This window comes from Novosphingobium sp. JCM 18896, assembly GCF_025938095.1.
Classification (GTDB): domain Bacteria; phylum Pseudomonadota; class Alphaproteobacteria; order Sphingomonadales; family Sphingomonadaceae; genus Novosphingobium.
This window is the reverse complement of sequence record NZ_JAPCZF010000011.1, coordinates 75802-97395: the sequence shown is the minus strand read 5'-3', so window position 1 is coordinate 97395 and position 21594 is coordinate 75802. Positions and strand designations below refer to the sequence as shown.

General features: G+C 60.8%; 18 protein-coding genes. 8 read left to right on the top strand and 10 right to left on the bottom strand.

The window, feature by feature from the left end:
* Nucleotides 1-131 precede the first annotated feature (131 nt).
* Nucleotides 132-1313, top strand: a complete 1182-nt coding sequence (locus OLX23_RS24330; RefSeq protein WP_264447931.1) for a cytochrome P450 — start codon at nucleotides 132-134, stop codon at nucleotides 1311-1313.
* 223 nt (nucleotides 1314-1536) lie between these two features.
* Here OLX23_RS24330 and OLX23_RS24325 read toward each other — a convergent pair whose 3' ends face one another.
* A complete protein-coding gene (locus OLX23_RS24325) occupies nucleotides 1537-3081 on the bottom strand; it encodes a M48 family metalloprotease (RefSeq protein ID WP_264447930.1) in 1545 nt (514 codons plus the stop codon).
* A gap of 365 nt (nucleotides 3082-3446) precedes the next feature.
* Here OLX23_RS24325 and OLX23_RS24320 point away from each other — a divergent pair, with 365 nt between their 5' ends.
* A complete protein-coding gene (locus tag OLX23_RS24320; protein WP_264447929.1) occupies nucleotides 3447-3677 on the top strand; it encodes a hypothetical protein in 231 nt (76 codons plus the stop codon).
* Nucleotides 3678-3683: 6 nt separating this feature from the next.
* Here the strand turns inward: OLX23_RS24320 and OLX23_RS24315 are convergent, their stop codons facing one another.
* Together OLX23_RS24315 and OLX23_RS24310 are read right to left on the bottom strand one after the other, a co-directional pair.
* Complete coding sequence (locus OLX23_RS24315; protein WP_264447928.1) at nucleotides 3684-5099, bottom strand: sensor histidine kinase; 1416 nt, start codon at nucleotides 5097-5099, stop codon at nucleotides 3684-3686.
* Nucleotides 5080-5748, bottom strand: coding sequence for a response regulator transcription factor (locus OLX23_RS24310; RefSeq protein ID WP_319641350.1), 669 nt, complete (start codon nucleotides 5746-5748; stop codon nucleotides 5080-5082). Before OLX23_RS24310 ends, OLX23_RS24315 begins: the two co-directional genes overlap by 20 nt.
* Nucleotides 5749-6472: 724 nt before the next feature.
* Between OLX23_RS24310 and OLX23_RS24305 the strand changes: the two genes are divergently transcribed.
* On the top strand, nucleotides 6473-7501 hold the full coding sequence (locus tag OLX23_RS24305; RefSeq protein ID WP_264447927.1) for a sensor histidine kinase: 1029 nt from the start codon (nucleotides 6473-6475) through the stop codon (nucleotides 7499-7501).
* A gap of 405 nt (nucleotides 7502-7906) precedes the next feature.
* On the opposite strand, the gene OLX23_RS24300 is transcribed toward OLX23_RS24305, so the two are convergent.
* From OLX23_RS24300 to groES, 4 genes are all read right to left on the bottom strand, one after another.
* Nucleotides 7907-8098, bottom strand: coding sequence for a hypothetical protein (locus OLX23_RS24300; RefSeq protein WP_264447925.1), 192 nt, complete (start codon nucleotides 8096-8098; stop codon nucleotides 7907-7909).
* Nucleotides 8099-8559: 461 nt separating this feature from the next.
* Nucleotides 8560-8745, bottom strand: a complete 186-nt coding sequence (locus OLX23_RS24295) for a DUF465 domain-containing protein (protein WP_264447924.1) — start codon at nucleotides 8743-8745, stop codon at nucleotides 8560-8562.
* A gap of 114 nt (nucleotides 8746-8859) precedes the next feature.
* Nucleotides 8860-10485, bottom strand: coding sequence for a chaperonin GroEL (gene groL, locus OLX23_RS24290; RefSeq protein WP_264447923.1), 1626 nt, complete (start codon nucleotides 10483-10485; stop codon nucleotides 8860-8862).
* Between the two features lie 56 nt (nucleotides 10486-10541).
* On the bottom strand, nucleotides 10542-10856 hold the full coding sequence (groES, locus tag OLX23_RS24285; protein ID WP_264447922.1) for a co-chaperone GroES: 315 nt from the start codon (nucleotides 10854-10856) through the stop codon (nucleotides 10542-10544).
* An 892-nt stretch (nucleotides 10857-11748) separates the two neighbouring features.
* On the opposite strand from groES, the gene OLX23_RS24275 reads away from it, so the two are divergent.
* Both OLX23_RS24275 and OLX23_RS24270 read left to right on the top strand, forming a co-directional pair.
* Complete coding sequence (locus OLX23_RS24275) at nucleotides 11749-11961, top strand: hypothetical protein (protein WP_264447920.1); 213 nt, start codon at nucleotides 11749-11751, stop codon at nucleotides 11959-11961.
* A gap of 452 nt (nucleotides 11962-12413) precedes the next feature.
* The gene (locus OLX23_RS24270; protein WP_264447919.1) at nucleotides 12414-12683 is read left to right on the top strand and encodes a hypothetical protein; all 270 of its coding nucleotides are present in this window, start codon (nucleotides 12414-12416) and stop codon (nucleotides 12681-12683) included.
* 192 nt (nucleotides 12684-12875) lie between these two features.
* On the opposite strand, the gene OLX23_RS24265 is transcribed toward OLX23_RS24270, so the two are convergent.
* Together OLX23_RS24265 and OLX23_RS25795 are read right to left on the bottom strand one after the other, a co-directional pair.
* Nucleotides 12876-13325: a response regulator gene (locus OLX23_RS24265; RefSeq protein ID WP_264447918.1), complete on the bottom strand. Its 450-nt coding sequence runs from the start codon at nucleotides 13323-13325 to the stop codon at nucleotides 12876-12878.
* Nucleotides 13322-14425 (bottom strand): PAS domain-containing protein, encoded by a 1104-nt coding sequence (locus tag OLX23_RS25795; protein WP_319641349.1) that lies wholly within the window; start codon nucleotides 14423-14425, stop codon nucleotides 13322-13324. Before OLX23_RS25795 ends, OLX23_RS24265 begins: the two co-directional genes overlap by 4 nt.
* A 253-nt stretch (nucleotides 14426-14678) precedes the next feature.
* On the opposite strand from OLX23_RS25795, the gene OLX23_RS24250 reads away from it, so the two are divergent.
* The 3 genes from OLX23_RS24250 (at nucleotide 14679) to OLX23_RS24240 (ending at nucleotide 18653) form a co-directional block, all read left to right on the top strand.
* Complete coding sequence (locus tag OLX23_RS24250) at nucleotides 14679-16190, top strand: PAS domain-containing protein (RefSeq protein WP_264447917.1); 1512 nt, start codon at nucleotides 14679-14681, stop codon at nucleotides 16188-16190.
* Nucleotides 16191-16453: 263 nt separating this feature from the next.
* Nucleotides 16454-17287, top strand: coding sequence for an outer membrane protein (locus OLX23_RS24245; protein ID WP_264447916.1), 834 nt, complete (start codon nucleotides 16454-16456; stop codon nucleotides 17285-17287).
* 259 nt (nucleotides 17288-17546) lie between these two features.
* On the top strand, nucleotides 17547-18653 hold the full coding sequence (locus OLX23_RS24240; protein WP_264447947.1) for an AI-2E family transporter: 1107 nt from the start codon (nucleotides 17547-17549) through the stop codon (nucleotides 18651-18653).
* Nucleotides 18654-19252: 599 nt separating this feature from the next.
* Here the strand turns inward: OLX23_RS24240 and OLX23_RS24235 are convergent.
* Nucleotides 19253-21574: a putative bifunctional diguanylate cyclase/phosphodiesterase gene (locus tag OLX23_RS24235; protein ID WP_264447915.1), complete on the bottom strand. Its 2322-nt coding sequence runs from the start codon at nucleotides 21572-21574 to the stop codon at nucleotides 19253-19255.
* Between the last annotated feature and the right edge of the window lie 20 nt (nucleotides 21575-21594).

The following is a 21594-nucleotide window of genomic DNA, read 5'->3' as shown; positions in this document are numbered from 1 at the left end:
ATCGCGCCGGCTTACCATCAACTGGCAGGATTGACAGTAGCGGTTCGGCGCATCTACTAGCATGGGTGCCAGTAACGTGTCGGAGAGGCGTTATGGAGTGCCCTTCCCCGCTCATGCTGCTTGATCGCGGCGTGCTCGACGATCCCGCTTCATTCTACGCGCGACTTGTCGCGGACGCCCCCGTCTGGCGGGTCGGGGACACGGATGTCTTCACGGTCAATTCCTACGCCGCCGTGACCGAGGCCTGCAGGCGGGTCGAAGATTTCTCGTCCCGGCTCGCCTATCTGCTCTATCGCAGGCCAGATGGTTTGCCTGGCAGAAAGGCGCATGGCCGGGGCCGAGGCGAAGATTCCCAGATCCTGGCCACGGCCGATCCGCCGGCTCATGCCCGGCACAAGCGCCTCATCAGCGCCGAGTTCAGTCCAAAGCGGATTTCGTCTCTCGAAGTCCAGGTCGCAGAAATGTCGGCGCAGCGAATGGCGGCGGGCCTGGAAAGAGGCGCGATCGAATTCATGACAGAGCTCGCCAATCTGATCCCGATCGATGTCGTCACCGAACTCATCGCTTTCAGGGAGCGTAACACCGGGGCGCTCTTCGACGCGGCGATCATCCAGACCGATATGCTCGCCTCGGCCATATCCGAGGAGGAGCTCGAGCAACGGCTGAGCTTTTCCGGTGAAACCTTCGGATGGGTTTTTGCGCAATTGCAGGAAGCGATCGCAGACCCGGGAAGCGGTATCCTGGGCCTGCTGGCCAGTGCCATCAACGCCGGCGAAATCGACATTCCGCTCGCCATGGCTGTCTTGCTGACACTGTTTGCGGCGGGCGGAGAGTCTACGTCGAGCCTGATCGGAAACACCGTGCTGATACTTGCGACAGATCCCGAACTACAGCGACGGCTTCGCGAAAATTCGGCCCTCATTCCCAAGCTCATCGAAGAATCGCTTCGGCTCGAATCACCGTTCCGTCACCACATGAGGATCGCACAGCACGACGCCGACCTATTCGGCGTGAGCATCCCGAAGGGCGCGACGATGCTGATGATGTGGGGGGCGGCCAATCGCGATCCGGCAATGTTCGAGCGGCCCGCGACCATCGACCTCGACCGCCCGCGACGGCATGTCGGTTTCGGTAGTGGAATTCACGTCTGCCTGGGCAATACTCTTGCGCGCCTGGAGGCCCGCGTCGTCATCGAAGCATTGCTGGCTGCGACCCACGAATTCCACATGGACGATAAAAGCTGTGCTGCATGGATACCAAGCCTTGCTGTGCGGCGGCTAAGCAGCCTTCCCCTCATTCTCACGCCTCGATAGCGGTCTGACCACGCGCTGCCATTTCGAAACTCCGGCCCAGATCAACGAGCGTCAGCTAACAGGGCGGTAAAATTCGGCCTCGAACGGCGCCTTTGCCGGCAGTTGCCGGAGGCCATTCATTCTAGTCTGCGTGCGTGGCAGCTTGGCGACCCACTACAAAGGTTAGCGAACCGCGCCGACAGGTCTAATTGCAATAAGTGGCCACTTCACTGTAACCAACGCGCTAGTTGCCGTAGGTCACGATCTTGACGGGATCGCCGGGCTTCAACGGACGGTCCTTATATGCACCGTTCAAGAGATCGAACAGCGCGCGGGGTGACGAATCTGCCGTTCTATCAGCGAATGCACGGACCGTGTCTCCAGGCCCCGCCCACAAAGTTCGCAAAAACCGCGGGCGAAGCGTCGCGGCCTCTGACGGCGACAGGCGGCGGAAAGAGCCGAACAATTGCCTGATGGCGGCGACATGGGCATCCGAGGGGGGCGAGATCACAATGAAATGAAAGGCGTCACCGCCGCCGCCATCATAAGCGGTTATCGACAGCGGGACGGTACCGTCCTGTACTCTGACCGCGATCGCCAGGGTAATCGCCGGCACGCCGTTTATCCGTGTCGTGACCTCGTTCAGCACTTGAGCCGGCGTATCGCCGATCACCGCATCAGCCACCGCCTCGGTATAACCGCGCAAGCCATTACTAGGCAGACGACCACCTCCGAATTCTCCCGTCACACCGTCAGGACCAGCCAAGCGTACCGCTTGGGGACTGTTGGACAGCGAGAAGCCCGGGGGCGCTTCAAACGAGATCCGCATCACGGGATGAGCAAAGCGGCGGCCCAGAACGAAGCCTTGGTCGGGATCGTCGCCGTAAAGCAAGCCATCGACCTGCGCGAAATAGGCCGCCTGCTCTTCCGGAAGGGCATCGTCCTTCAAGCCGGTGTCCCGTGCTTTCTGACGCGCTCTCTTTATCCGGCTCTCCGTGAGCGGGTGGCTCAATGTCCACTCCGGAAGGCTTCTCGCCGGATCGCGGCTTTGGGTCGCCGTCATGAAGTCTTCTTGCCGTTCGAGGTCTTCGAGCATTTCGGCTGCGGCGTAGACGTCGTAGCCCGCTTTGCGCAGATAGTTTACGCTCAGGTCGTCAGCCTCGAACTCCTGCTTGCGGGAGTAGCGCAAACCAAAAAGCTGAGCTGCCCGGCCCGCGAATTCGGTGAGGCGATCAGAACCCGTGAGACTAACCGCAATGACGCCAAGAGTGCGCCATAGCGATCCGCGTTCCTGTCGCTGAGAATGACGTGCGACGATGTGGCCCAGTTCATGGCCGAGAACCGATGCGAGTTCAGCTTCGCTTCCGACCACTGCGAGCAAGCCCCTCGTGATATATATATAGCACCCGGGAACCGCGAAAGCATTCACAACGTCGCTGTTGACGAGCGTGAACGTACATTTCTCGCCGAGCCCCGCCCCCTTGGCGACGCGCTGCCCGATCGTGCGCACATAATGGCTCTGCTTCCCCTGATAGGCGCCGCCGAATTCGGCCAGCAAATGAGGGTGCTGCTCCGCGCCGTAGGCTTGATCGGCCTCACTGACCGCGACGGTCGGGTCATTGGAGGGCTCGCTCGCGCAGCCGGCAGGCGCAGCGGCCAAGCTGCATGCCGTGATCAGGTTACACAATCGCTTCATCGCCCACTCCGCATCGAAGGAACCCGCCCTTTGCGGCCCAGCGAGATCCGTTGCAATGGGAGCCCCCCCTTGGTCGATACGCTCAAAGTCCATGAGAGATCGTTTTCGAGGAACCGGCCCAAGTCGTTGAACGTCCGGAATGTTCGCGGTGCTGCTAGAATGCTGCAGCGCCTGAGAAACTGACCCGCAACGCCCCCCCCCCGCTTTTGTCTACCAAATAACCTTTCGGTTCATGCCGTTCTCCCTGACCCGCGCGACCCCACCCCGGTGCCCCCCCTTGCGGCATCATCGACCCCGGCCCTCGCAAGGGCCAAAGTTTCTTTTTCCGAGCGAAGCCGATTCCAAAAAAATCGTTTTCTGCTTCGGTCATCACCCTGCCTGCAAACATTACGATTTCACAAGGTAGCAACTTAGTGGTCAGGCGGCAGTTTGTCCGGACATCACAAGGAGATGTTGCAATGGCAAACGAACGTATCGACGTCGTCGAAACCCGCCGGGGCAGCGGCACGGCTGGCTGGATGATCGCACTTCTGCTCGTCGTCGCGCTGGTTCTGGGCGTGCTGTTCTTCAGTCGCATGACCAGTAGCGAAACAGCCAAGGACAATGCCGTCGCCAACGCGGCGCAAAGCGTAGGCTCGGCGGCCAAGGACGTCGGATCGGCTGCGAAGGACGCGGCCGACGGCAAATAAGCCTGGTCAAACGCCCGACAGATGCATCGCGGGCTGACAGGGTAGTTCGAGGATCACGGCCAGGCCGGGTGCGCGGTGGACCACGCGAACCCGGCCTCCGTGCAGGGCGGCGACGCTTTTGGTTATCGCGAGCCCCAGACCGGTTCCAGGTGTGCTGCGCGCACTGTCAAGGCGCCCGAATGGGCGCAAAATCCTCGCGACGTCCGCGGGATCGACACCGGGGCCGTCGTCCTCGACAGCGATGACGATCCACGGATGGCTGTAGCTAGCCTTAACTTGGATGACCGCGCCATCGCGGCTGTGCTTCAAAGCGTTCTCGACCAAGTTGGCGATCGCTTGGGTCAGCAAGTCTGCGTTGCCGCGAACTTGACAAGACTGATCACATTCGAAGCCCAAGCTGCGACCACTCGCCTCGATCTCGGCTCGGTAGGCATCGATCACGCGGCTGAGGACGACCCCTAGATCGACCGAGACGAAGTCCGCGCGCATCTGGCCTGAATCGATTTCCGCCAACTTCAACATTTCGTCGAACAACCGCAGGGCACGCGCTACCCCCTCCTCGGCCGCTTCCAGCGCCGCGGTTCGGCGGCCATCGTCTGCTGCATTCCGTGCGGCCTGCACGGCATGACGGACCTGGGTGAGTGGCGTGCGAAGATCATGGGCGATCTCCGCCGAGACGCGTTCGACCGTGGCCATCAGAACATCGATACGATCGAGCATGCCGTTGACCGCCACACCAAGAGAATCAACGTCGTCGCGGGGGGCTTTCGCCGCGCGGATACGGGCCGTGAAATCGCCCGTTTCAGCGGCGCGCACAACGCGCATTATATCGTTCATGCGCCGCAACGTCCGGTTGCTGCCGGCGACGATTAGCAGGACACCCAGCGCAAGGGCCGAGCCGCCGATAGGCAGCATGGCATCGAATAATGCCTCCCGCACGGCTTCGGTCGCGGTCAGATCTTCACCGACGGCGATACGTGTCCCTTCTCCGCCATATCGACAATCACGGATCACGACTTGAAGGAGAACGACATGGGTATCCTCCCGGTTCGAGACCGGAATGCCGGCATGAAGCCCGTGGCGCATCCGGAGCCGATGCCATCCTGCTTGGCGAGGGGCGGAGACAAGATCACCTATGGGTGGCTGGCCTGGCTTGTCGATCAAGTAGTGAAGCGAGCCCTGCCGGCGCGAACGCCAGGCAACTGCGGCCGCGGCTCCGCGTACCCCCTCGTCGTTGAGCTCTGCGAGCAGAGCATCCGTCTCGATGATGATCCTATCGCGTGCCGCCTGCTCGACGCTATTGCGAGTGGATAGCCAGGCGGCTGTAAATGCGCTAGCGAAGGCCAGCACAAGCAGCACGATGTTGATCAGCGAAATCCGGAAAACCGCCGAGCGGCGGATTTCAGCGAGCCAGCGCCACATAACCTTCGCCTCTCACGGTGTGGATGAGCGGCGGATCACCTCCACGATCGATCTTGCTGCGGAGGCGAGACACGTGTGCTTCAACAAGGTTCGTGCCCGGATCAAAATGGAATTCCCAGACGCGCTCGAGAAGCATGGTCCGGGTCACGACGGCGGGCGAACTTGCCATAAGCAATTCAAGCAGCTGAAATTCGCGAGGCATCAGCGCGATGCGGGTCGATCCGCGGTGGACGGTCCGCGTCAGACGGTCAAGCACGAGATCGCCAATGACCAGACGCACGGCGCTCACGCGGCGCGCGAGTGCTTCGACGCGCGCTTCCAGTTCATCGAGCGAGAATGGTTTAACGAGGTAGTCATCGGCACCGGCCTTCAGACCCTCGACACGATCGGCGATGCGGCCCATCGCAGTGAGAGCAAGAGCAGGGGTGCCGTTTTCGCGCGCGCGCAAACGCTTGATCAGTATCAGGCCATCCCCATCGGGAAGCATGCGATCGACGATGATAACGTCGAAAGGTCGAGTCTCGAGCAGGGCTCCCGCGCGCTCGACGTCCTCGGCATGCTCGACACTATGTCCGCGCTCGCGCATGCCCCGCAATACCTCGCCCGCGGTGTGCCCATCATCTTCAACGAGGAGCAGTCGCAAACCCATCGTCATCTCTCCCATCGGCTCGCGCACGCGCCAAGATTGTATTTTTGCAATGTAGGAACGCGCGAAAGCGACAAGCGGTTAACCGGGTGCCGCACGAGACCTTTTAAGGTCCTTGTCCTGGATGCGGCACTCGGTTGCCCCGGCCCTTAACGCAGGGTCGGGGCTCTGGTTACAACGGCCTGGCCAAAGGTTACCCCCGCCAGCGTTTCGTTATGAGTGGAAGGGGCGCTGCGGCTACAAACGGAGGACTCCGTTCGACCGAGCCGTGAGATTCAACGACAATACCGCGCATCAAAGATCGGTCGCCCATGCCTGCAATGACAACGAGCCTGCTCGATCCGTGCCGCAAGTTGGCAAGGATGCGGTGGTCTGCTCGCGGCGGCAGCCTTCATCGCAGGCCGACCGCGGGCCGGCAGCCTTGGCCGACAGAGCGGCTTTGCGATAGCTTGTCGCCCGACACTGCGAGGGGCAGCGCCCATTACCGCAAAATCGGCGATTCTCCCGCCACGTCGGTGGAAATGGCGGGTGCCCCTTAGTCTTGTGACTGGCAGGACACTTTTGGCCAACGGACTGCCCCACTGAGGGATCTGACCGTCAACAGGATGGTGCGACAGACGGCAGCGAGTGTAAATGTCATGTCCGTCTCCAACACCATCACGAGGCGGCATGAGAGCTGATTTTCCGAGGCGGTTTTCGAACGAGCATAGACAATGCTGGGCGAATAGTGGAACGCTCGTCCTTCCAGATGCATTCCATCTTGATGGAAAACATGCTGGTTCGCCTCCTTCCATTTAGAAGGTTCGGATTGATCCTCCGGTACGGCGCCGCCACCGGGATCATCGCGGTGACAGCTCTGGTGCGGTTTTCACTTAATGATCCGCTTCAGCACTTTCCGCTGCTTCTGTTTATTCCGGCAGTGTTTCTCTGTGCCCTGCTCTTTGATCGCGGCTCCGGTTTCTACGCTACCGTTCTCAGCGCAGCCGTCTCGGCATACGTGTTCATGGAACCCCGCTTTTCGTTCGCGGTTGGGCCACGCAATTGGTTCGCGATCGCCCTGTTCGTGGTGATCGGTTTCACGATGGCTGGCGTCACCGAACTTTTGCGCCGCACCATGATGCGCCTTCATGAAAGCGAGGCCGCTAAGGCCTTGCTGCTAGAAGAACTAGCACATCGCACAAAGAATGACCTCTCCATTATCCGCTCAGCAATCGCCCTCCAGAGCAATGCATCTGCCGATCCCGCCGTGCGACAGGCGCTGCAGGCCGCGAACGCAAGGGTGCTGGTCGTCGCGAGAGCCCAAGAGAGATTGAGAGGCGACAGCAACGGCGGGCGGGTGGAGCTCGCGTCTTACGTGCAGGGATTGTGCAATGGCTTGGGAGACCTGCTGCGAGACGTCCGGCCGATCGCCATCCGCGTAGAATGTGAATTCCTGACAGTGCCCAGTTCGGTTGCCGTCCACGTGGGACTGATCGTCAACGAGCTTGTGACCAATAGCCTGAAATATGCCTATCCCACCGAACGCGGAGGCATCATCAACGTCAAGATCGGAGCGGACGGAACCCAGCTGATCGTAGAAGTGGCGGATGACGGAGTCGGCTGCGCGACAGACGCGCCTCCAGGTCTCGGCTCGAAGCTTGTGAGGCTCATCGCGAAGCAGTTGTGCGGAACCGTAAGCAGACAGAATGCCCAACCTGGCTGCCGCGTGCGCGTTACGCTGGACGAGACAGGGCTGATGCAGGGTGATGCCGCATAAAGCTTTGACGCCCCCCTTTCCTTCTCCGTTTTGAATGAGAGTTTTTCGTCAAGCACCGACCTTGCGCAACAAGTGTTAAGGCGATGAAGCTCAAGTGGCCTTAAAGGACCGATCCAGGGGTGATTGAAAGACCAAGGTGATGACTTTGGAAGACCGAGTATATTCTATCGATCCATCACTCATTCAGCTCGAATTGAGTGAGCATCCATACGTTCCGACCATCGGGCGGGCTGCGGATCAGGCCACGCGCCAGCGCGTGATAACGTGAAGCGTTGCCAGTAAGGCGCATGTCGTCCTGAGTGATCGACCCAATGGCTTCGGGGGAGAGCGCCCGAGCGACGGGCACGTAGGGTCCTGCTGCACTCAGTTCACATCTCGATAAAGTGATTGAGATGACCCCTCCGTTCAGATGATCGTCCCTTGCAGGATAAATGCTGGAGCCTCATTCACGACAAATTGGTTAGTCTCTCCACCAGCATATGTAATGACGCTGCCCCCGCCCTTTACGCTGCCTGAAATGCTCACAACCTGATCCAGGTTTACATAAATCACATGATCGGGACTGTTTAGAGCGGTGCATTTAATCCACTTAGCCATCTCGGCTTCTCCTTGACGATATGGGCTGAGCCTCGTGCCATGTGCGAAACCCACGAAGCAGCGCTGTCTGTGTTAGCCATGTAGCGACTTCCTCTCGCGTTACGGCATCAAAGTATTCTGGCTCTTCGGTCGCATTCGTTCCCACGCCGCTGGCAACGGCATATCCGACGCCCCGCCATCCTGCGCCGTGTCGCTCAAAACGACCGAAGAATTTCGCACCTTGATCTGCACGAAATTTGTCTTGATCGATCATATTCCAGCTCGCTGTACCTTTTGATCGTCGGGCGATTGTATCTTTTTGCCGCTTCAGGTGACCGCTCCAGGCAGGCCAGCGCGAACCCGAAACCGAGCCGACTGGCCGGCCCTGCGCCCAGGCACCCCCATTGCAACGCTTCGTGGCCGCCTGGGTTTTGCGAGGTCGGTGCCTGGATCACAGAAGATCAGCCAGCAGGGCAAGCCGTCTAGGCAGCGGTGCGCGTACCTTCGTGCGGCAGGCAAGCGGCCATCTGATCCTTTAAGGCCAGCTTGAGCTTCTTGAGCCGTCGGATCAGGAATTCGCGCGGAAGAGGCCGACGTTCCTCGTCGTGGATTTCTTTCTCAAGTCGAGCGTGTTCCTTCTCGAGATATCGTAGATAATGATGGTTCATCGTCGAGTTCCTCATGTTCGATGCGATGGTAGTTCCGGCAGCGCGACGAGCGCGCTGCCGGGTTCATGTGACGAATGCGAGCTAAGTGTTCGGCACCGCCGATTCTTGTCCAGGTCAATACTCCATCTCGGGTGTCAGGCCCTTCGCGACCTTGTCGTCCTTGGGCGCTTCGGCAACCACCGCTTCGGTCGTAATGAGTAGCGAGGCAACGGATGCGGCGTCCTGTAACGCGGTGCGCACAACCTTGGCGGGATCGATCACGCCCGACTTCACCAGATCCTCGTACCCGCCGATGGCGGCGTTGAAGCCCCAGTTGTAGTCATCGCTTTCGAGGAGCTTGCCGACGATGAATGCGCCGTCCTCGCCGGCATTATCGGCGATCTGGCGCGCAGGGGCGCGCAGAGCGCGCCGCACGATATCGATGCCCGACTGTTGGTCGTCGTTGCCGACCTTGACGCCATCGAGCGCCTTCAGGCCGCGAAGCAGCGCGATGCCGCCGCCCGGAAGGATACCCTCCTCCACAGCTGCGCGGGTCGCGTGGAGCGCGTCATCGACCCGGTCCTTGCGTTCCTTGACCTCCACTTCGGTCGCGCCGCCTACGCGAATGACCGCGACGCCCCCGGCGAGTTTGGCCACACGTTCCTGGAGTTTCTCGCGGTCGTAATCGCTCGCCGTGTTATCAATCTGCGCGCGGATTTGAGCGACGCGGGCATCGATGTCCGAGCGCGCGCCGGCACCATCGACGATGGTCGTGTTGTCCTTGTCGATGATGACCTTCTTGGCACGGCCGAGCATGCCGAGCGTGACGCTCTCAAGCTTGGTACCCAGTTCCTCGCTGACGACGTTGCCTGCGGTGAGCACCGCGATGTCCTCAAGCATCGCCTTGCGGCGGTCGCCGAAGCCCGGCGCCTTGACCGCCGCCACCTTAAGACCGCCACGCAGTTTGTTGACGACCAGCGTCGCGAGCGCCTCGCCTTCGACATCTTCGGCGATGATGAGCAGCGGCCGACCCGATTGCACGACCTGCTCGAGCAGCGGGATCAGCGCCTGCAGGTTCGAGAGCTTCTTCTCGTGGATGAGGATGTAGGGATCCTCGAATTCGACCTTGAGCTTTTCGGCATTGGTCACGAAATAGGGCGAAAGATAGCCGCGGTCGAATTGCATGCCCTCGACCGTCTCGAGTTCGGTCGCCAGGCTTTTCGCCTCCTCGACGGTGATGACGCCTTCGTTGCCGACCTTGTCCATCGCCTCGGCGAGTATACGGCCGACCTCCTCGTCGCCGTTGGCGGAAATGGTCGCGACCTGAGCGATCTCGCTGTTGGCGCTGACTTTCCGGGCATGCGCCTCGAGGTCCTGGACCACGGCATTGACCGCGATGTCGATACCGCGCTTCAGGTCCATCGGGTTCATGCCGGCAGCGACCGCCTTCGAGCCTTCGCGCACGATCGCCTGGGCGAGCACGGTTGCCGTCGTGGTTCCATCGCCGGCCTTGTCATTCTGCTTGCTCGCCACCTCGCGCAGCATTTGCGCGCCCATGTTCTCGAACTTGTCCTTAAGCTCGATTTCCTTGGCGACCGTGACGCCGTCCTTGGTAATGCGAGGAGCGCCGAAAGACTTTTCAATGACGACGTTGCGGCCCTTGGGTCCCAGCGTCACTTTCACTGCGTTTGCAAGCGTATCCACGCCCCGCAGCATGCGATCACGCGCCTCGGACGCAAACTTCACTTCCTTGGCAGCCATTGCCAAAACTCCTTTCTCGATTTCCTTCCTGAATGTTCAAGTGATGGCAGTCGCGCCTATGCGGCCTGCTTGAGCTCGACCGGCGCCTCGATCACGCCGAGGACATCCGTTTCTTTCATGATGAGCAGGTCCTCGCCGTCGATCTTGACTTCCGTGCCCGACCATTTGCCGAAAAGAACCCGATCACCCGTTTTCAGCGTGAGCTCGACGAGCTGACCAGCATCGTCACGCGCGCCTGGGCCGACGGCGACCACTTCGCCTTCCTGCGGCTTTTCCTTGGCGGTGTCGGGGATGATGATGCCGCCCGAGGTCTTTTCCTCGGCTTCAATGCGACGGACGACCACACGGTCGTGCAAGGGGCGGAAATGCATGCATAACCTCCAGATGCAAAACATGATGTGATGATCTCCTCGCCATGTCAGCGAGGAGCGCGGCAAAAATATGAAAACCGATTTTGGTGATCAAGAGGGTGAGTGAAAAAAATTGGCACTCGCTGCGAGCGAGTGCCAAGTCCCTCCTTATCAGTGGGTTAGGACGCAAGAATCCTCTTGACGCGACTCAAAGTCCAACCAAAATCTGGACCCGCACGGACTAAGCCCCGCGCATGACTGGAGCGACATAAGGAAGGAGGCACGGCCATGTCGCAGCCATTTTCCCGTTTTCTTCATCCCTTCGATGGTGCGCGAAACCCCAGCCTAGAGCCGGAAGTGATGCGCGCCATTCTCGCATCCTGGGCGCCCAATCGATCCGAGAGGCGCGACCAGCCGGCGCTGAGAAAGCCGCGTGGCGCGAAGCGCGCGGTTCCGGTCGACGAGATTCCGACGGCAATACGTGACCTCGATGGAGGTCGAGACACCTCAGAGGGCCCGCCATAACCTTCCGATACGTCATCGTCACAATTGCCACGACCTGAGAACCGTGGAGATCCAAATCTTCCCGAACAACGTACCGCCACTCCGCTGCGGTTCAGCTGGCAGGGCTACGGTCTCGCGCGTGGCTTGCAGTGACATTGGTATTTCTGGGCCACGGCGGCGCGAAAATCTCGCCGCATTCCGATCCGTCCAGATTTCTGACGATCAACTGGCCTGCGTCTACAGTGCCGCGCCTGTTATCCGACGCCCCTATCCACCCGCGGCCACTTCGGCGCAATCTAAATCTTGCGCCTCTAATTTATTAATTCCGCTAAGACTTTCTCTAATATCAGCGCCGCCGCTTTTAAGTAGTATATTCAAAACATCAAAATCATAGATGGAGTATTCACCAATGCGCTACATTTTACGTGATAAAGATGGCGTGGTTGCGGCGCGTGCTGATGACATCAAGACGGAATTTTCAGCTTTCAATTGGGCAAGAGATTGGCTTGCACGCCATGCTGATCAGGATCGCTACCGGCTGGAGACCGAAACCGGCGGTCGTGCCAATTCTCTGATCCGTACGATTAGTGGGCAATGGTATGTGATTCCCGAGGCAACGTGACGGCGCTCAACCTAAGAGCCTCAACGGTCAAACCCGGCGATTGACAGCATCCCCCAGCCCCCCGCCGAACGACGACTGCTGATAAGGCTCTGGTCGCGGGGCGGCCTTAGGGTCGCTTTGTCGGAGCGGCGCGCGCCCGCGACACCGCGTGCCGCACCAGAAGTCGTTGCCATCGCTCGGTTCCCATTGTGAGCCGACATGACGAATATATCCATATTCGAGGTAATCGGCCGTGGCTCGTTACCTAACCTAGGTTAGCTTTCATTTGGGGACTTACGAGGCAGGATATGGACGCCATTCGAGCTGAACTAGATGACATCCAGACTGGAGCTTCCTCAGACTGCAATTCAGCACCAGGGAGGCAGACAATCGCCCTAGCCTGGACCGCAGCCCGTCGCGCTCGGGATCGCGTGTTTGCGTCTCCACTTTTTCATAATCCTGCGTGGGACATTTTGCTGGAGCTCTACATCCAACGTCACGCCAGCGAGACCTGTGTTTTCCAGGTGTGCGCCATCTCCAGCTCACCGCCGACCACCGTGCTTCGGTGGATCGGAGTTCTGGAAGCCGAAGGTCTGATCGAACGCCGCCGCGACAAGAAAGATCGGCGTCGACGTATCCTCAGCCTGACAACGCAGGGATTGAGCAAAATGGAAGAGGCATTGGATGCGGCAACCGAGAGCGACAAACGTCTTGGGCTCGCACGCCTGCGTCTCGTGGAGTGAGTCATAAACGGGCGGGCTCTGCCTCGCCTGCCATAGTCGGCCGACCGTGACGTGCCCCCTGCTTTTCGGCCAAATGTGACGAGGCCTGATTGATCATTGAACGGCTCCCTGATCTCGGATCAGAGGCGCTCGCATGGCTGGCGCCCCTCACTCGGAGCGCATGGGTAGCCATACTTGAAACTGCCCTTCCCCTCACGCCCAGGAGGCCGCAAAAGCTGGCGAGGCGACGAAGCTCGCCGGCGCGGGAGAAGTCGGGGGAGGATCGCAGACCCCTTCCTCGATATATCGCATCGCGCTGAGCAAGCCATTGCGCGAAAATGGCTTGGGGATCACACCGTGAGCTCCGCAGAAGTCCTCTGGAATCTTCTTTGGATTCGCCGTCACGAACACGACGAACGTTTTTGGCCAGCGCGTGCGGATCAAGCGGCAGACGTCCAGGCCGCTTGTACCACGAGCAAGCTGAAGATCGACGAAAGCCAGGTCCGGGTCCAAATCGTCCGGCAGCGCCTCGACGTCATAGAGCGAGGCGCCGTCCGAGACGACATTGTGTCCGGCGTCCGAAATCATGTCCTCGATGTCCATGACGAGGAGCGCCTCGTCTTCGACGATCAGGACGTCGAGTGGCGCTTGGGGCCTCTTCATAGCGCATCGATCCGCGCGACGACCGTCGCTAGCGTGCCCGGCCTCGCATCAGCCCATGTTACTGTGGCATGCAACTGCTTGGCGAGCCTTTCGACGACTGCCGTTCCCAGGCCTCCACTCGGCGCCTGTCCATCTGGCAAACCTGGACCATCGTCTTGGACGCGAACGATCACGTCGTCACTCTTTCGCTTGACCTTGACTGTGAGCTTTCCTTGGCGGCCGTTGGAGTATGCGTGCTTGATGGCGTTGGTGAGCAACTCGTTGAGCACCAACCCCATCGGCGCGGCCGCCGACGAGGGAATTTCCACCGCTTCTATATCGGTTTCGAGAGCGAGGTCGTCGCGACCGCTTGCGCCCAGAACGTCCGATAGAAGGTTCTCGGCGAAGGCGCCGAGATCGAAATGCGTGATGTCGTTGGACTGGTACAATCGCCGATGGACTGTCGCGAGCGCGTCGACCCGCTCGAGCATCGCCTGGAGCTTTGCGGCGGTGTCAGGTTCCTTGATGGTCCTGGCCTGAAGGCGCAGCAACGACCCAATCATTGTCAGGTTGTTCTTTACCCGGTGATCGACCTCATGAAGCAGCATGGTCTTTGCTTCGAGAGCGGCCTGGAGATCTGCGGTCCGCCGTTCGACCTCGCGTTCCACCTCCGCCTTCTGCCGAGCCATGGCCGAATTCTCGTTGACCCGGTCGGTGACATCGAGCTGCGATGCGAAAAAGAAATCGATGTCTCCGCGATCATTGCGCACGGGGCTGAGGTACAGCGCGTTCCAGAAGGTCGATCCATCTTTTCGATAATTGAGGAGCTCGATAGCGATATCTTGCCCTCCCTCGATCGCCTGTCGGATTTGGCAAACCGCAGTGGGGTCAGTGTCGGGGCCTTGCAGGAAGCGGCAATTACGTCCGACGATCTCCTCGCGCGAATAGCCGGTCAGCTGCTGGAAGGCTTCGTTGCAAAAGACGATCGGGTTGTCCGGCAAAGAAGGATTGGTGATCACCATCGGCATCCGCGTCGCGCGGACGGCCGCGGCAAAGGGGTCGCCCGGTCCCGCCTCGTGCTGGATGTCGTCCGTCAGATGCCAGTCGTCGCGTTCGCGCATTGTCCAAATCCTTGCGCCCTCGCGGCGGCAGGGTGTTGAACTCGTCAGCCTCGACCGCGTTCCGCTTTATTTGACGATCCAGTGGGACCATGCTTGAGTTCGCAATCGCCGATGGCGCTGGGTGATGGATCGTAGTAGCGCTGGACGCGATTTGCAGGACGCTCCTGCAAACGTTCCGCCGGTTCTGGCGGATTAGGATCCCTGATATGAACGGATTGCCATTCCTGCTGCCATCGCGGCGGATGCTTCCTTGATGGCCGCCAGCAACGAGGAAGGCGCCTCCACGTCTCCTGAATCCTCGGAAAAAAAACGCGGCCAGGCGATCGCGGCCTATGGATTCGACGATCTCATCGACGATCCTGAGCTGGCGCGGATAACCGCTTTTGCTTCGGGTTTGTGCGATTGTCCGATTGCGCTTGTCAGCATCGTCGAAGCGGCTCGCCAGCGCTTCATCGCGCGGACGGGTTTGCAGGCTACCGAAACCCCAAGAAGCATGTCGTTTTGCGCTCATGCCATGGTCGGGCAGCAGGTCATGGAAGTGCCGAACGCAGCGGCCGACGATCGCTTTTTTGACAACCCCCTCGTGACGGGCGAACCGCATATTCGCTTTTACGCTGGCGCTCCCCTCGTATCGTCGTCGGGGGAAGCGTTGGGTTCGCTTTGCGTGATCTCCCCGCTTCCCAGATCCTCGCTGACGCCGTTGCAGAAGGAGGGCTTGATCGTCCTCGCCCAAGCCGTCATGCGCCGCCTCGAGGAGCGGCGTTCAACGCTTCGGCACGAAGCCTGGGAAGGCGCCGTGCAAGCCGATCTTGCAGCGAGCGAGGAGCGGTTTCGTGTGCTGGCCGACACGATGCCTCAAATGGTCTGGTCGACCCGACCAGACGGTTACCACGACTATTACAATGCGCGTTGGTACGAATTCACCGGGGCTGTTGTCGGGGAAACGGACGGCTCGGGCTGGAACGGTCAGTTTCATCCAGAGGATCAGGCGCGAGCATGGGAGACCTGGCGGCATTCCCTCGAAACCGGCGATCCCTATGAGATCGAATATCGCTTGAGGCGCCATGATGGCGAATTTCGCTGGACGCTCGGGCGGGCGCTGCCAATCCGCAATTCTGGTGGAGACATCGTCCGCTGGTTCGGGACCTGTACCGATATCCACGACCAGCGCCTCCTCCAGGACCAGAAGGATCTTCTGTCCCGGGAACTCGGCCATCGGATCAAGAACATTTTCATGGTGGTCGCGTCGCTCGTGCGGTTGTCAGCCAGAGAGGAAGCCGACCTTAAGCCTTTCGGCGAGAAGATGAGCGCGCAGATCGCCGCACTAGGCCGGGCGTACGATTACATGCGCCCCCAGGAAGGCGTCACGCAATTCTCCCTCCAGGGAATGCTCAATGAGTTGTTCGCAGCTTACACACGCGAGGGCGATGTCCGGATCCGGATCCGGGGTGACGATCTGTCTCTTCCCGAGCGCTACATGACACCGCTGGCGCTCACGTTCCACGAGTTGGCGACTAATGCAGTCAAATACGGGGCCCTCTCCGATAACGCCGGACATGTCGACCTCGAGATCACCCGTCGCCATGACGAGGTCGAACTCGCCTGGGCCGAAATCGGCGGACCTCGCTATGAACCGAGCGAGAGGCGCGGCTTTGGCTCCACTTTAGTCGAGACGAGCATAAAGCGGCAGTTGAGAGGTGACTTCGTTCAGCACTGGCTTCCCTCGGGCCTCAAGGCCATTTCCGTCGTGCCTCTAGATTTCTGATCGGTGGCCAAGTCGCACTTCCTGCCGATCGGGGGGCGATCCGAACTGTGCTCGACGACGGACCTAGGTTCAGCCGCGCAAGCTGAGCCTTGTCACCGGTTTGAAATTTGCAGACCTTGATGGGAGCCATATCTGTCCGCCACCTGTGGCCATGAGGACACAGAATCGCAAAATTAACATAGATTAGAAACTGTTGGGGGAGTTCGGAATTCTGTCATCGACGCGGCGGTCGGTCCGGCGTGTCGATAAGGACTTCCAACTTCATGAAATTCAATCATCTGATTTCCGCGGCGGTTGCCGTGGCGGCTTCGGCTACGCCCGTTTTTGCGCAAGACCGCGAAAGCCATTTCGATGGCCTCTACATTTCGGGCGTCGCCGGCATCGCAGCGCAGGGCAACGACCGCGCCGATACGCTCGTCTTCGACACCAATCGCGACGGCACCTACGGTGACACGGTCGCGACCGCAGCGGGCGCCAATGCCTTCGCATCCGGGTTCTGCAATGGCGCCGCGAATGGGTCGATCCCTGCCGGCGGCTGCGCGAAGGATCGTGACCGGGTCGAGTACGGCGGGCGCATCGGATACGACATGCGCAATGGCGACTTCGTCGTCGGCGGCCTGTTCGAAGTGACCCGCAACAACTCCCGCGACTTCACCTCAGGGTTCAGCACGACGCCTGCCAGCTATACGATCGGTCGGCGCCTCGACCATGCCTTTGCCCTGCGAGCACGCGCTGGCTTCACTCCGGGCGGCGGGGCGCTGTTCTACGCCACGGGCGGCGGCAGCTATGCCAAGATCGATCACAGCTTCGGCACGACCAACACCGCCAACAGCTTCGCCGAGGTCAATGACGGCAAGTACGTCTGGGGCTGGCAGGCCGGCGGCGGCGCCGAGATCATGCTGACGGACAATATCAGCCTTGGTCTCGAATATCTCTACAACCGTCACCGCGACAACAAGTATAGCGTCGCGGTTGGCCAGGGCACTGCGCCCGCGACGAACCCGTTCCTCATCCAGTCGGGCGGCACGAACATTCGTCCCTCCGACACCGATTTCGACTACCACTCGCTGCGGGCCTCGGTGAGCCTGCAATTCTAATCAGCTCTGACTGATTTTCCGTCGAGGCACGTAGGGGAAGCGAAGCTCGGCGGATGCGAGGGAGTGGCGTAATCCCGCCGCTCCCTCGCCCTATACCTGCCACTCTTGAAGCTGGCGCCGACCCAGCCCCGTCACGGCAGGAGTTCGCGCGGCGCGGGTATCAGCCTCCCCTCGATGGCAGAGGTGTCGACGCACTGCCGCGAGCGCGCGGTTGGCAATCTCTGACCGCCAGCTTCGCCAAAAAAGGATTTCACCGATGATGCCTTCCAAGGCCGGACTTGAACGCGGCGGGATGACCGTGTTCCTCACGCTGATCACCGCCGGGCTTATTGTCATCGTATCGGGATTTCTTGGCGCGCTGCTATGGGCGACGCTCACAGCGATCTTGTTTCAACCGATATTCGATCGGCTGCTGCGCAGATGGCCCGAGCGGGAGAGTCTGGCCGCTGGTCTGACGATGCTGATCCTGACGGTGGCCGTCGTCATTCCGCTACTCGTAATCGCCAGCATGGTCGTCGACCAGGCCGCCGGCGTCTATCAGCAGTTGCGCTCCGGTCAGATCGATTTTGGCCAGTATTTCCGCCAGGTGCACGATGCGCTGCCCGATCGTCTGCGTCAGCTCGTCAACACTTGGGGCTTTGGCAGCTTCGAGCGGGCTCAACAACGTTTATCGCAGGCGCTCACCCAAAGCGTTAGCGTGATCGCCCGCCACGCCTTGTCGATTGGGGCCAATGCAGCCGGCTTCTTGCTGACTTTTGGCGTCGGCCTATATGTGACCTTCTTCTTGCTGCGCGACGGTCGCAAGATCGGCCCCGCGGTTGTCGCAGCCCTACCGCTCGACGAAAGGGTATCGGAGCTTCTCGCGGATCGATTCGTCACGGTTGCCCGCGCAACGATTAAGGGATCAGGACTGGTCGCTGCGGCGCAGGGCGCACTTGGCGCCGTCACCTTCGCGATCGTGGGACTTCCAGCCGCGTTGCTCTGGGGTGTGCTGATGGCGATCGCCGCCCTCTTGCCCGCGATTGGTCCCACCATCGTGTGGGGCCCCGTCGCGCTCTACCTGCTTGCGACGGATGCCTATTGGCAGGCCGCCGTCGTGGTTGCCTCGGGTGTTATCGTTATCGGGCTTGCCGACAACATCCTGCGACCACTCCTCGTCGGGCGAGAGACGGGCGTGCCCGACTGGCTCGTCCTCGTGACGACGCTTGGAGGGATCGAGGCGATGGGCCTGAGCGGCATCGTCGTTGGCCCCATGGCGGCCGCGCTGTTTCTCGCGGGCTGGCAGGCAATGACCGAGGCAAGAGCCGCGCGTGGCAACCCAAGCCTGCGACCCGGGGGTCCAGAGCCGATCGGCCAAGACGCCTGAGGCCAAGCTACACCTCTCCACCACTCGCTGGCTCTTGTTGAGCAGGTTGCAAACCAATGATGCGGCCTACTCGATGATAATTGATTGAGTGACAGCGGCTTGGGCGACGGCGCCGTTTTAGGAGGACCGAAGACACTTTGGCTATATACGCCAGCATGAACCTTGCTGATGAACGCCAATAGAATGCCAGCAAGCATGAAGAACGGGGCGATCTACATCGCAATACAAACCAAACAAAAAAATATAGCGTCGAGCTTCTGCAGGATCGCTTCCGAATTATGGCCGATCTCTCGTTTGCGTGTCGCCAGGCAAACAACCTGTTTGTCGGCGTCAAAGGCGATCAGAGGACGGCACATGAGTTGGACCTCACGCGCCCGATGAAGATCTGCATGCAATCGAGGCGGCGCCTTATGCTCGGACGGGCGGGTCAGGCGGGTCTCTGGGGACTAAGTTGGGGACACGTCAGGCTACCGGGGTAACGGAACCTGAGAGCGCCCCCAACCAAGCGTACGTATCATACCCGATATCATCGAAGTCAGTATAAAACTGCACACAGTCGATTTCTTCGGACAACGAGCACATGTGCGCGGCATGCATTATCACGCGGCTACGGCTACGGCTACGGGTCGCTCCAGCAAGGCCGAAAGCTCTCTTGCCGGAACCGCCTTGCTGATCAGATAGCCCTGGATCATGTCGCAACCCGCTGCGCGCAGGAATGCCATGCACTCAGGATCTTCGACACCTTCCGCCACGACCTTGAGGCCGAGTTCGTGCGCGAGATTGATCGTCGACTGGACCAGAACTCCGTCGCTGCGATTCTGATGTGCGAACTGAACGAAGCTGCGATCGATCTTCAGCTCGTCGAGCGGAAGCTGCTTGAGGTAGCTCAGCGTCGACTGGCCGGTGCCGTAATCATCGATCGAGATGGCGATGCCCATCGCCTGGAACGATTCCAGCGCCGCGGCGGCTTCAGTCGCATCGCTCATCGCCGCCGATTCCGTGACCTCGAAGGTAAGAACGTGAGGGGCGATGCCGCTGGTTTCTATGAGGTGACGAAGATCGGCGAGGAACGTTGCGGAATTGAGCAGTTTGGCTGAAAGGTTGACGGCTGCCGTCATCGCATGCCCCTGCTCATTCCAGGCATGCAGATCGCTGATGGTGCGCTCGAGCACATGGAGCGTCAGCCCGGCGATGCGACCATTGCGCTCCGCCAGAGGAACGAACAGGTCTGGGCGAAGCGGGCCGCGAGTGGGGTGATTCCAACGCACCAGCGCCTCGACGCTGGTGATCAGGTTGGTCTTGAGGCACAGCTTGGGCTGATAGTATACGTCAAGTTCGTGATTGGCGATTGCCTCGTCGAGCTCGCCAAGCAGCGAGAGCTCGCGATCGACGGTTTCGTCGTCCTCCGCGTGGTGCACCTGCCAGTTCTGCCCGAGAGCAAGGGCCTGGTCCGCGGCCAGCAACGCACGGGCAATCGTGCCATCGGCGTCCTCGTTCGCCCGGGCAGGCGAGAACCCATAGACGAGCGAGACGTCAACGCGGCGGCCGGCGACCTCCACCGGGCTGAGCATCAAAGCACGAAGCGTCGACAGTGCGATCTCGAGCTGCTCGGCATCATCGCACTGCCAGGCCAGCACGCGGTGCTCCACCCGGAAGACGGTCGCCCCGCAGGTTATCATGGCTATGCGCTCGCACACGCGATGGATCAAGTCCACGGTCGCCCGATCGCCGAGTGCGCTGGCGACCTTGTCATATTCGGCGAAGCGCGCCGCGACGACGCCCAATCCCGCGTTCGCCCGTACAGCGCCCCGCATCGCATGACGGTTCGGCAGACCGGTGGCGGGGTCTTCGAAGCGGCGTTTGCGCGCCCCCACAAGGATGCGCATGATATAGGCGGCCGCACTCAGGCTCGTCAGCGCGACAAGGCCTGGTACGACCGGAAATCGGCTCGCGAGAAGCGCACGTGCAATGACCGACAGGCCGAACAGGGCCAGCGGTGCTGTGACGACCGCGACGAATAGGGCCTCGCTCCGGCGCAGATGGAGAATTCCCCAGCCGCAAAGGAGCGCGAAGAGCAGAGGCAGTACCCAGCCGCCTTCCCGCGGGACGCCAGCGCGCAAAGTCTCCGCCGCAATCGCCTGGATTACCACACCGGGAATCACGCCGTAATTGGGCACGGCATAGCGGTCTCCCATCTCGATCGCCGTCGCACCGATCAAGATCCGCTTGCCAGCGATTGCCGCCGGATCGAATTGCCCGTCGCGAATGTCGATGAAAGAGTGCCGGGGGATCGTTGCGGGATCGATCGCATAATCGACCGGAAAGTTGCTATCCGCCGCGCCGCCCGAAATTCCCGCGATCATCGCCGAAAGAGAAGGGCGCGGCAGACCGTCGGTCATGGTGGCAATCGGCGCACGGCGGACGGCACCGTCGGCATCGGGTAGGATCGATACGGCGGCAAGCGCGGCATGTTCGCGAAGCGCCGGGATCGGTAGCGAGTCGGTCCAGCCCGCGCGCCCGCCGCCGGCTTTCTGACCGAACGTCGGCAGGATGACGGGGATGCCCGGACGCGCCAGTGCAGCGGCGAAAGCGGCATCGTCTTGCGGATCGGAATGCGAAGAGAAGTCCACGTCGAAGGCGATCGACGCGGCGCCCGCGCGGCGCAAGCGATCGACTAACGCGGCATAGTTGCGGCGCGGCCAAGGCCAGCGATCGATCGCCGCGATACTGCGGGCATCGATCTCGACGATCTGGACATCGCCGCTGGCCGGGTGGCGACGCAATTGCGCACTGGCGGCCGACAACGTCTGCTCGGGCGACCGAGCAAAGCCTGAAAGCGCGGCGAAAACGCCGAACGCGGCGCTGAGAGCCAGAGCGACGAGACGCCAATGTCGCGCTAGGGGACGCAGCGCGTCCGTCACCCGAACGCGCCCCACGGGCG